At 67.5% G+C, this 9,967-nt stretch carries 11 protein-coding genes; 8 read left to right on the top strand and 3 right to left on the bottom strand.

Annotated elements, in window-relative coordinates:
• On the top strand, positions 1-940 hold a 940-nt coding region (locus VF649_RS13000), incomplete at its 5' end, for a site-specific DNA-methyltransferase (RefSeq protein WP_331012383.1).
• Positions 937-2,034 carry a dihydropteroate synthase gene (folP, locus tag VF649_RS12995; protein WP_331012382.1) on the top strand — a complete coding sequence of 366 codons (1,098 nt, stop codon included), beginning with the start codon at positions 937-939 and terminating at the stop codon, positions 2,032-2,034. The genes VF649_RS13000 and folP, both read left to right, overlap by 4 nt.
• Here folP and VF649_RS12990 read toward each other — a convergent pair.
• From VF649_RS12990 to VF649_RS12980, 3 genes are read right to left on the bottom strand one after another with little or no spacing between them, the layout of a single operon-like run.
• Entirely contained in the window at positions 1,985-3,361 is a 1,377-nt protein-coding gene (locus VF649_RS12990; RefSeq protein WP_331012381.1) for a glycosyltransferase, read from the bottom strand. The genes folP and VF649_RS12990 overlap by 50 nt on opposite strands.
• A gap of 38 nt (positions 3,362-3,399) precedes the next feature.
• On the bottom strand, positions 3,400-4,146 hold the full coding sequence (locus VF649_RS12985; RefSeq protein ID WP_331012380.1) for an SDR family NAD(P)-dependent oxidoreductase: 747 nt from the start codon (positions 4,144-4,146) through the stop codon (positions 3,400-3,402).
• A gap of 38 nt (positions 4,147-4,184) precedes the next feature.
• Positions 4,185-5,615, bottom strand: coding sequence for a sigma-54 dependent transcriptional regulator (locus VF649_RS12980; RefSeq protein WP_331012379.1), 1,431 nt, complete (start codon positions 5,613-5,615; stop codon positions 4,185-4,187).
• 90 nt (positions 5,616-5,705) lie between these two features.
• Here VF649_RS12980 and VF649_RS12975 point away from each other — a divergent pair, with 90 nt between their 5' ends.
• From VF649_RS12975 to VF649_RS12950, 6 genes are all read left to right on the top strand, one after another.
• Complete coding sequence (locus VF649_RS12975) at positions 5,706-5,891, top strand: aa3-type cytochrome c oxidase subunit IV (protein ID WP_331012378.1); 186 nt, start codon at positions 5,706-5,708, stop codon at positions 5,889-5,891.
• Positions 5,892-5,901: 10 nt separating this feature from the next.
• Positions 5,902-7,029, top strand: a complete 1,128-nt coding sequence (locus VF649_RS12970) for an NAD(P) transhydrogenase subunit alpha (protein ID WP_331012377.1) — start codon at positions 5,902-5,904, stop codon at positions 7,027-7,029.
• A gap of 35 nt (positions 7,030-7,064) precedes the next feature.
• The gene (locus VF649_RS12965) at positions 7,065-7,430 is read left to right on the top strand and encodes a PH domain-containing protein (protein ID WP_331012376.1); all 366 of its coding nucleotides are present in this window, start codon (positions 7,065-7,067) and stop codon (positions 7,428-7,430) included.
• Entirely contained in the window at positions 7,427-7,708 is a 282-nt protein-coding gene (locus VF649_RS12960; RefSeq protein ID WP_331012375.1) for an NAD(P) transhydrogenase subunit alpha, read from the top strand. The genes VF649_RS12965 and VF649_RS12960 overlap by 4 nt, the downstream gene beginning before the upstream one ends.
• Positions 7,709-7,728: 20 nt before the next feature.
• Positions 7,729-9,147: an NAD(P)(+) transhydrogenase (Re/Si-specific) subunit beta gene (locus VF649_RS12955; protein ID WP_331012374.1), complete on the top strand. Its 1,419-nt coding sequence runs from the start codon at positions 7,729-7,731 to the stop codon at positions 9,145-9,147.
• Positions 9,144-9,967 (top strand): hypothetical protein (locus tag VF649_RS12950; protein ID WP_331012373.1); only part of this gene is annotated, 824 nt, incomplete at its 3' end. The genes VF649_RS12955 and VF649_RS12950, both read left to right, overlap by 4 nt.

Here is a 9,967-nt window from a genome sequence, read left to right as displayed (position 1 = left end):
CGTGGATGCGTGTGACGATGATTGGGACAAATTCGCGTCGTTCGAAGCCTATGATCGTTTCACCCGTGCCTGGCTGGCCGAAGCGCGGCGGGTGTTGAAGGACGACGGTACGCTGTGGGTGATCGGCAGCTACCACAACATCTTCCGCGTGGGTGCCGCGCTCCAGGATCAGGGCTTCTGGATCCTGAACGATATCGTCTGGCGCAAGGCCAATCCGATGCCGAACTTCAAGGGGACGCGCTTCACCAACGCGCACGAGACGATGATCTGGTGTTCGAAGTCGGAGAAGGCGCGCTACACGTTCAACTATGCCAGCATGAAGGCGCTGAACGACGATATCCAGATGCGGTCCGATTGGGTGCTGCCGATCTGTTCGGGTGGCGAGCGACTGAAGGATGACGACGGGCACAAGGCCCATCCGACCCAGAAGCCGGAGGCGCTGCTGTACCGCGTGCTGCTCGCCTGTACGCAGCCGGGCGACATCGTGCTGGACCCGTTTTTCGGCACCGGCACGACGGGCGCGGTGGCACGGCGGCTGCGGCGGCGCTGGATCGGGATCGAGCGCGAGGCGAAATATGTGAAGGTGGCGCGCGCGCGGATCGCGTCGACGCTGCCGCTGGACGAAAGCGCGATGCAGACCATCCCGTCGAAGCGCAGTGCGCCGCGCGTGGCGTTCGGCGTGATGATCGAAACGGGCGCAATCGTGCCGGGAACCGTGCTGACCGACCTGAAGCGGCGTTGGCGCGCGGAGGTGCGGGGTGACGGAACGCTGGTGTCGGTGGGTGGTCCCGGCCTGCGGACCGGATCGATCCACAAGCTGGGCGCGCTGGTGCAGGATGCGCCGTCCTGCAATGGCTGGACATTCTGGCATGTGGATGGGCCGGACGGGCTGGTGCCGATCGACATCTATCGTCAGCGACATCTGGCGGCGGCGGGGTGAGCGATATCTATCTTCGCCCCACCGGCTTCGTCGATGCGCCGTTCGGTCATGATGAACAGGTGTTGCGGCTGGCCGGCGGGCTGGTCTGGTTCTCCGCGGTCGAGCTGATCCGCGTGGAAGACGGGCGGCGCGTGGAGCAGCGGCTGGTGCCGGTCGAACGGCTGGCGACCGTCCTGGCGAGATTGCCCGACGGGCCGCGCGGACAGGCCGAGGCGGTGCTGGCGCGGATCGTGGCGGCGCGAACCGCGCTGACACTGGCCGAACGGACGATCCGGCTGGATCAGCCGCAGGTGATGGCCATCCTGAACGTGACGCCCGACAGCTTTTCCGACGGGGGTCGCCATGCCGACGATCCCGCTGCAGCCGCGGATACCGGAGTCGTGATGGCCGCGGCGGGCGCGGCAATGATCGACGTGGGCGGAGAATCGACCCGGCCGGGTGCCACCCCGGTCTGGGAAGGCGACGAGATCGCGCGGATCACGCCGGTGGTGGAACGACTGGCCCGCGCGGGGGTGGCGGTGGCGATCGACACGCGCAAGGCGGCGGTGATGGAGGCCGCGCTGGCGGCCGGGGCGGGGATCGTCAACGACGTCTCCGCGCTGCTGTGGGACAGGCGATCGGCGGCGGTGGTCGCCGCAGCGGGATGTCCGGTGGTGCTGATGCATCATGCCGGCGATCCGCAGACCATGCAGGATCGACCGCACTATGATGACGTGCTGATCGAGGTCTATGACTGGCTGGCGGCGCGGATCGATGCGGCGGTGGCGGCCGGGATCGATCGCGCGCGGATCCTGATCGATCCGGGAATCGGGTTCGGGAAGAGCGTGGCGCATAATCTAGCGCTGCTGAACGGGCTGTCGCTGTTCCACGGACTGGGTTGCGCCGTTCTGCTGGGGGCGAGCCGCAAGCGGTTCATCGGCGCCCTTTCCAACGAAGCGCCGGTCGACCGCCGGCTGGGCGGATCGGTCGCCGTGGCGCTGAGCGGGGTGGCGCAGGGCGCGCAGCTGCTGCGCGTGCATGATGTGGCGGAGACGGTGCAGGCGATCAGGCTATGGCGCGGGATGCGGGACGAGGCGCTGACGCCGCGGGGGTAGCGCGTCGCGCCAGCGCCTGTCCGAGTATCAGGAACAGGAATGGCATGACGACATAGCGATGGCGTTCGGCGAATTCGAACCACAGGTCGAAGATCAACAATTGCGCGAAGATGGCGGCCAGCAGCAGGATGAGGATCCCGCCGCTCCGCCGGATTAGCGCGGCACCGAGCGCCATCGCGATAAACAGCGCACCCTGCAGCAGCGGGAACAGCGCCGCCGCGACGGCGGCGGGTAAAGCGGGGCGGAGAAGGCTCCAGCGCAGGGGAGTAAAGATTTCGACGCCGAACGTCCGGAACAGCTTGGTGAGGTTGAGCCGCAGCATGTCGAACGGATGGCCGGCGATCCACGCCTTTGCGGCGGTGGCGGCGCGGGCGGACTGTTCGAGTTCGGGCAGGTGCGACAGGCTGTCCGGCAGGGGCATCCAGTTGCCGCTGGCCTGTGGGTTGTTGCCGATCCACAGGCCGATACCGCCGGTGGATGTGAGCGGTACGAAATGGCCGAGCAGCAGGCCGTTGCGGATCCACCAGGGCGCAAGCAGGAGCAGCGCGACGGGGATGCTGCGCCAGGCCAGCGCGAACAGCGGCGCAAAGCCGAGAACGGGCAGCAGCAGCAGGCCGGCCATCAGCGGCAGTGTGGCGAGCCCGGGCTGGGTAAGCGCGAGCAGGCCGGCAAGGATGCCGAAGATCGCCCCGTCGCGGGTGTCCGGTGCCCGCCTGTTCTTCAGCCCGAGCAGGCGCAGGACAAGCGCGAGGGCGAGGACGGACACCAGCGGCTCCTTCTGCGCGAACGGGGTGGCGAGCAGGAAAGTCGGCCAGATCAAATAGAGCCATGCCGCCGCCTGCCCACCGCGCGCAGCGCCGGCGCGATGACCGATCCGGACGATCAGCGCGGCGGCCATGAGGTCGAGGAGCAGATTGCTGGACCAGAGCATGAGCGAGCCGAGGCCGAACAGCCCGCCAAGACCGGCCAGAAGCAGCGGATACGCGGGCGGATAGAGCGCGCGGAAGGTGACGCCGGTGAACGGGTCGGTAAAGGACAGCCCCCGGCCGCCGAGCATGTCGCGTGCGAGCTGGACGTAGATCATCGGATCGCCGGTCGGGGCATGCCCCCAGCTGAAGGCCAGCACTACCAGCCGGAGCCCGACCGTGATCGCGATCAGCACGGTCCACCGCCGCGGGCCATGCCACCGGCCCCGTGCAAGTGGCCAGGCGGCGGACGCGAGGACGAGCCAGCCGGCGAGCAGCGCAAAGCCGGTGGGCGATGCGCCCCAGCGCGGCAGCAGGGACGGGATGGTCCAGAGCGCATAGACCGCGAACAGCGCTAGCATCAGCCGGATTGGTATGGCCAGGAGGCGAACGGCGGGGATCACAAGGTGTAGCCACCGTCGCTGATGATGGCCTGGCCGGTGATATAGCCGGAGGCGTCTGATAGCAGGAACAGGATCTGACCGGCGATTTCGGCCGCGGTGGCGAAGCGGCCGAGCGGGGTCGCCTGTGCCGCCATAGCGCGATAGGCGGCGGCTTCACCCCGTTCGGCGGCAAGCGCCGCAAACGCCGGGACGGCGTTCCAGATCGGGGTTTCGACGCCGGCGGGCGCGATTGCATTGACGCGCAGTCCGCGCGGTGCACCCTCCTTGGCTGCGACGCGGGCCAATTGCAGCACCGCCGCCTTGGATGCGGCATAGGCGGCTATGCCGGCTTCGGCCTTCACGCCCGATGCCGATGCGACCAGGACGATCGACCCGGCGGCGGGAATGGCGCGCATGGCGGCGCGGAGGGCCAGAAAGGTGCCGTCGAGATTGACCGCAAGCGTATGGCGCCAGTCCGCCAGATCGAGATCCGCGATCATGCCGCTGGTCGCGATGCCGGCGGAGGCCACGAGATGATCGATCCGCCCGAGGTCGAGCCGATCCCAGAACACCGGGTCGGACACGTCGCCGACATGATGCTCGACCGCCGCGCCGGCGGCATCAATGGCGGCGAGGCCGCCCGCATTGCGGTCGACCAGCACCAGCCGGGCCGCGCCCGCCGCGATCAGCGCGTGCGTGGTGGCGCGGCCGATGCCGGATGCGGCACCGGTGACGAGGATGGCGCGGTCTTGGAGGTCGAACATGTGGAAACTCATGCGGGGCGGTGCGGGACGGTGTCCAGTCAGGCGGCGTTGTCGATGCCCATTTCGCCGAGCTTGCGGTACAATGTCGAGCGACCGATGCCGAGCCGGCGCGCGACTTCGGTCATCCGGCCGCGATAATGGCCGATCGCCAGCCGGATCACGTCCGCCTCGATCGCCTCCAGCGTGCGCATATGGCCGTTGGGTTCGAACAGGGTGACGCCGCCCGCCAGCACCGGACCGGCCACCTTTGCGCGCTCCGCACCGGTTTCGGTCGCGACCTGCGGGAAATCCGCCGCTGTCAGCGCGTCGCCGTCACACAGGACTGCGGCGCGGAACAAGGCGTTCTGGAGCTGGCGGACGTTGCCCGGCCAGGTGTAGCGCGCCAGTAGCGCAAGCGCGGAGTCCGTAATCCCGAGCCCGCGCACGCCCGGCTGATCCGCGATGCGCGCGAGCAGGTGGCGGGCAAGGGCAGGAAGGTCGGCGATTCGATCGCGGAGCGGCGGTACGGCGACCTGCACCACCGCCAGCCGGTAATAGAGATCCTCGCGGAAGCGGCCAGCGGCGACTTCGTCGATCAGCGTGCGGTTGGTGGCGGCGACGACACGGACATCGACGATGCGGTGGCCGCGCGCGCCAAGCGGTGTGACCTCGCCCGATTGCAGCACGCGCAGCAGCCGGACCTGTGCGTCCGGTGACAGTTCGCCAACCTCATCCAGAAACAATGTACCGCCATCGGCCTGTTCGAACCGCCCGACGCGGCGATCAAAGGCGCCGGTGAAGGCGCCGCGTTCATGGCCGAACAACTCGCTTTCGATCAGGTTGGCCGGGATGCCGCCGCAGTTGACGACGATCAGCGGACGGCGGGCGCGCGGTGATGCGGCGTGGATCGCCTGTGCGACCACTTCCTTGCCGACGCCGCTTTCGCCTTCGATCAGGATCGAGACGCGCGCGCGCGCCGCCTTGGCCGCGATCGCGAGCGCGGAGCGAAACGCGGGCGCGGATCCGACGATTTCATCGAACGCCAGGGTCTGCGACAGCTTTTCGGTCAGCGGTCGCAGTTCGCCGGCACCGCGGCGGCCATCCACCGCGGCGTCGAGCGCGGCGAGCAGGCGATCGGGCGACAATGGCTTCACCAGGAAATCGGTGGCGCCGGTCCGCATCGCGGCTACCGCGCCGGCGACGGTCGGCGTCGCGGCGATCATCAGGATCGGCAGGTTGGGGTGAGAGGCGCGCAGCATCGCGACGTCGCCCGCCGGATCGTCGCCCGCGGTCGCGACATCGGGTGCCCAGCGATCGATCAGCGCGCAATCCACCGCGGGCATGCCGGGCCCGCCCAGCAGCGCGAGCGCCTCTTCGGCATGGCGCGCGCGCAGGGTACGCCATCCCGCACGCGCGACGATCGCGGAGACGAGCCGCCCCTGCGCAGGTTCGTCGTCGATCAGCAGCAGCGTGCGCGTGTCGTCGGGCATTGCCGGCGGTGCTCCGTTGGGGATAGTCCGGCGATTGTTCTAGCCGGTGGGTAGTAAAGGCGGGCTTAAGCGCGGGCTTGGCGTGGCCGAATGTCGCGGCTATCACACCGGCAACAAGAAACGAGCGAGGAAAGTCAAATGGGCGCGGAACAGGGTAACGGCATGGATCAGAAGGCGCACGTCGCCACGTACACCGGGTTCCTGAACATGGCGAAATGGGGCACGATCGCCACCGCCATCGTCGTTGCGGTCGTCGTATTCATCATCGCCAGTTGAGGACGAAGGCATGAAACTCGCGGTTTTGAGGGAGGGGGCCGCGGGGGAAGCGCGTGTCGCCGCGACGCCGGAAACGGTTAGGAAATACATCGCGCTGGGCGCCAGCGTGGCGGTGGAACATGGCGCCGGCACGGGGGCGTCGATCGCGGATGACGCCTATGCCGCGGCCGGCGCGGTGCTGGGCGATCGGGTCGCAACGGTGTCGGGTGCGGACATCGTGCTGGGCGTGCAGGGCCCGGATCCTGCGGCGCTGACCGGAACGGCATCCGGCGCCTGGCTGATCGCGACCCTGGCGCCGTTCGTGGAACGCGCGCGGGTCGATGGCTATGCCGCGGCGGGCATCGAGGCCATGGCGATGGAATTGATGCCGCGGATCACGCGGGCGCAATCCATGGACGTGTTGTCGTCGCAATCCAATCTGGCGGGGTACAAGGCGGTCCTGGATGCCGCTGCGGAATATGGCCGCGCCTTTCCGATGATGATGACGGCGGCGGGTACTATATCGGCGGCGCGCGCCTTCGTCATGGGTGTGGGGGTGGCGGGGTTGCAGGCGATCGCGACCGCGCGCCGGCTGGGCGCGCAGGTGTCGGCGACCGATGTGCGATCCGCGACGCGCGAGCAGATCGAATCCCTGGGGGCCAAGGCGATCTTCGTCGAGGATGAGGCCGGGATCGAGGGCGAGGGCAGCGGTGGCTATGCCACCGAGATGTCGGATGCCTACAAGGCGCGGCAGGCGGATCTGGTCTCCGCCCATATCGCCAAGCAGGACATCGTCATCACGACCGCATTGATCCCGGGCCGTGCGGCGCCGCGGCTGGTGTCGGATGCGCAGATCGCGACGATGCGTGCGGGCAGTGTGATCGTCGACCTGGCCGTCGAAGCGGGGGGCAACGTCGAAGGCGCAGTCGCGGGCGAAGTGGTGGTGCGTCACGGCGTCAAGATCGTCGGACATCGCAACGTGCCGTCCCGGCTGGCGGCGGACGCGTCCGCGCTCTACGCGCGCAACCTGTTCAACTTCCTGTCCGCATTCTGGGACAAGGAGGCCGGAAGACCGGTACTGGCGCCCGGCGACGAGATCGGTGACGCGATCCGCCTGACGCAGGGCGGACAAGTGGTGCATCCGCGATTGCTGGGATGATGCCTGCTGCGGCCGGCGAACGGGAGGGGAACCCAATGGGACTGTTCAGCGCACATGAGATCAATCCGGCGGAGATCGCCGAGAAATATGGTCCGATCCTGATAGCCGGGGAGTCGGTGCTGGCGGCATTTCGCACCGTCCGGGATACGGCGTTCCTGACGACCCATCGCTTCGTGCTGGTGGACGTACAGGGCCTGACCGGCAGCAAGGTTGCGATCCAGAGCATTCCGTATCGCTCGATCGTGCGATTTTCGGTCGAGACCGCGGGATCGTTCGATCTGGATGCGGACCTGAATCTCTGGATATCGAGTGCGGCTGCGCCGATCACGGTCAAGATCAGCCGGCAGAGCGATACGATCGCGATCCAGAAACTGCTGGGTGAAAAGGTGCTGGCACGATGAGCTTCATCGCGATCCTCTCGATCTTCGTCATGGCGTGCTTCGTCGGTTATTATGTCGTGTGGTCGGTGACGCCCGCGCTGCATACGCCGTTGATGGCGGTGACCAACGCGATTTCCAGCGTCATCATCGTCGGCGCGCTGGTCGCGTCCGCGGCAGCGGGTTCGGCATCGTCGAAATGGCTGGGCCTGCTGGCGGTTGTGCTGGCGAGCATCAACATCTTCGGGGGCTTCGCCGTCACCGAACGGATGCTGGCGATGTACAAGAAGAAAGAGCGCTAGGCGCCGTGGGGGGACGAGAGATGCATGAAGCGATCGCAATGCCGGCGTGGGTCGGGGTCGCCTATCTGGTCGCGGGGGTGTGTTTCATCCTGGCGCTGCGCGGGCTGTCGAGCCCCGCGACGTCGCGGCGAGGCAACCGACTGGGTATCTTCGGCATGGGTGTCGCGGTCGCGACGACGCTGCTGACGCACGACATCGCCAGCCTGCCCGAAATCCTGGTCGCGATCGCGATCGGCGGCGGCATCGGGCTGTTTACCGCGAAGAAGATCGCGATGACGGACATGCCGCAGTTGGTGGCGGGATTTCATTCGCTGGTCGGTCTGGCGGCCGTGCTGGTGGCGGCGGCGGCGTTCCTCAATCCGGATGCGTTCGGGATCGTCGATCCCGCGACCGGGCTGATCCACGCCGCCAGCCGGATCGAAATGGGGCTGGGTGTCGCGATCGGTGCGATCACCTTTTCGGGATCGATCATCGCGTTCCTGAAATTGGCCGGCAAGATGTCCGGAAAACCGATCATGCTGCCAGGGCGGCACGTCATCAATCTGGGCCTGCTGGCGGGAATCCTGATCCTGATCGGCTATTTCACCGTCGATCAGTCGGCGTGGGTGTTCTGGACGATCACGGGCCTGTCGTTCGTCATCGGCTTTCTGCTGATCGTCCCGATCGGCGGCGCGGACATGCCGGTGGTGGTGTCCATGCTCAACAGCTACTCCGGCTGGGCGGCGGCGGCGATGGGGTTTACGCTGGGCAACAGTGCGATGATCATCACCGGCGCACTGGTGGGATCGTCCGGCGCGATCCTGAGCTACATCATGTGCCGCGCGATGAACCGTAGCTTCATCAGCGTGATAGCCGGCGGGTTCGGCGGCGATACCGGCGCCGGGCCGGCGGCAGCGGCGACGGACCGGCCATGGAAGCGCGGATCGGCCGAAGACGCCGCATTCCTGATGCAGCAGGCCGAACAGGTCATCATCGTGCCGGGATATGGCATGGCGGTGGCCCAGGCGCAGCACGCGCTGCGCGAAATGGGCGACTTGCTGAAGAAAGAGGGCGTGCGGGTCAAATATGCGATCCATCCCGTTGCCGGGCGGATGCCGGGGCACATGAACGTCCTGCTGGCCGAAGCGAACGTGCCCTATGACGACGTGTTCGAGCTGGAGGATATCAACGGCGAGTTCGCGCAGACCGATGTAGCGTTCGTCATCGGCGCCAATGACGTGACCAATCCGGCGGCAAAGACCGACAAATCCTCCCCCATCTACGGCATGCCGGTGCTGGACGTCGAAAAGGCGAAAACCGTGCTGTTCGTGAAACGATCGATGGGCGGGGTCGGCTATGCCGGCGTGGACAACAGCGTATTCTACATGGACAATACGATGATGTTGCTGGCCGATGCGAAGAAGATGGTCGATGATATCGTCAAGGCGATGGCGCATTGAACATCGCCGCGATGGGGGATGTGGATTACACGCATTCCCCGAGCCCGCGCACGGCGATCGTCATTGCGGACCGTGCGCCGGATGGGCAGCGGGCGAACGCCATGCTCCGCGCGCAGGGCGTGGAGGTGATCCGCACGCTGGGTTTTGCCGAGGCCGCCGACGCGGATGCCGGGCTGGCGGCGGCCCTGCTGTTCGTCGTGGCGGGCGGGGAACCCGGACCTGATTTCGAAGACGTGCTCGACCGGATCGAGGCCCTGGCGACGCGCGGGCGGGCCGGGATGGTCGTGGCGATCGTGCCGGAGTTGATCGACCGCACCACGGCCCGATTGCGATCGGATGCGGTGCCGATCCTGTGCAATCCGACCGAAGCGGACGCAGCGGTGACGATCGCGCTGGCGTTGGTGCGTGCGAACGACAGCGTGCGGCAGGATTCCGGCGGAAATGCCGAGCGGCTGCGCGGGATCGGGAGCGAGTTGGAACGGATCGCGCGGACGCTGGGCGATCTCGCCGACGTTGCGGATGACCACAGAGCCACGCCGGCCCCCCCGCCGGCTCGCGACGGTGCGGCCGAGATCGTGGCGGCAGATTTTCGTCGGATGCTGCGCGATCGGCGGCTGCGCGAGGTGTATCTCGGGGAGGGGCTGTTCGCCGATCCGGCCTGGGACATGCTGCTCGATCTGGCCGCGGCGCGGATCGAGGGCATGCCGGTGGCGGTGTCGAGCGGCGGTCGACAGGTAGAACCAACGTGCGTGCTTCATTGCGAAACCCCTCCCAAGAGTTCGGGGCTCTGCGGCACCCGTTCACCTGCAGCGACCAGCCC

Origin of the sequence: Sphingomonas sp., from assembly GCF_036387535.1 — a bacterium.
Taxonomy (GTDB): Bacteria; Pseudomonadota; Alphaproteobacteria; order Sphingomonadales; family Sphingomonadaceae; genus Sphingomonas_R.
Note: the sequence above shows the minus strand (reverse complement) of the source record. Positions and strands in the feature narration are given on the sequence as shown.

Bases quoted from the DNA above. Each gene is read 5' to 3' on its own strand.
- VF649_RS12975 (WP_331012378.1), top strand. From the start codon at position 5,706: ATGTCGCGGCTATCACACCGGCAACAAGAAACGAGCGAGGAAAGTCAA.
- VF649_RS12955 (WP_331012374.1), top strand. From the start codon at position 7,729: ATGCATGAAGCGATCGCAATGCCGGCGTGGGTCGGGGTCGCCTATCTG.
- VF649_RS12980 (WP_331012379.1), bottom strand. From the start codon at position 5,615: ATGCCCGACGACACGCGCACGCTGCTGCTGATCGACGACGAACCTGCG.
- VF649_RS12960 (WP_331012375.1), top strand. From the start codon at position 7,427: ATGAGCTTCATCGCGATCCTCTCGATCTTCGTCATGGCGTGCTTCGTC.
- VF649_RS12985 (WP_331012380.1), bottom strand. From the start codon at position 4,146: ATGTTCGACCTCCAAGACCGCGCCATCCTCGTCACCGGTGCCGCATCC.
- VF649_RS12965 (WP_331012376.1), top strand. From the start codon at position 7,065: ATGGGACTGTTCAGCGCACATGAGATCAATCCGGCGGAGATCGCCGAG.
- VF649_RS12990 (WP_331012381.1), bottom strand. From the start codon at position 3,361: ATGCTAGCGCTGTTCGCGGTCTATGCGCTCTGGACCATCCCGTCCCTG.
- VF649_RS12970 (WP_331012377.1), top strand. From the start codon at position 5,902: ATGAAACTCGCGGTTTTGAGGGAGGGGGCCGCGGGGGAAGCGCGTGTC.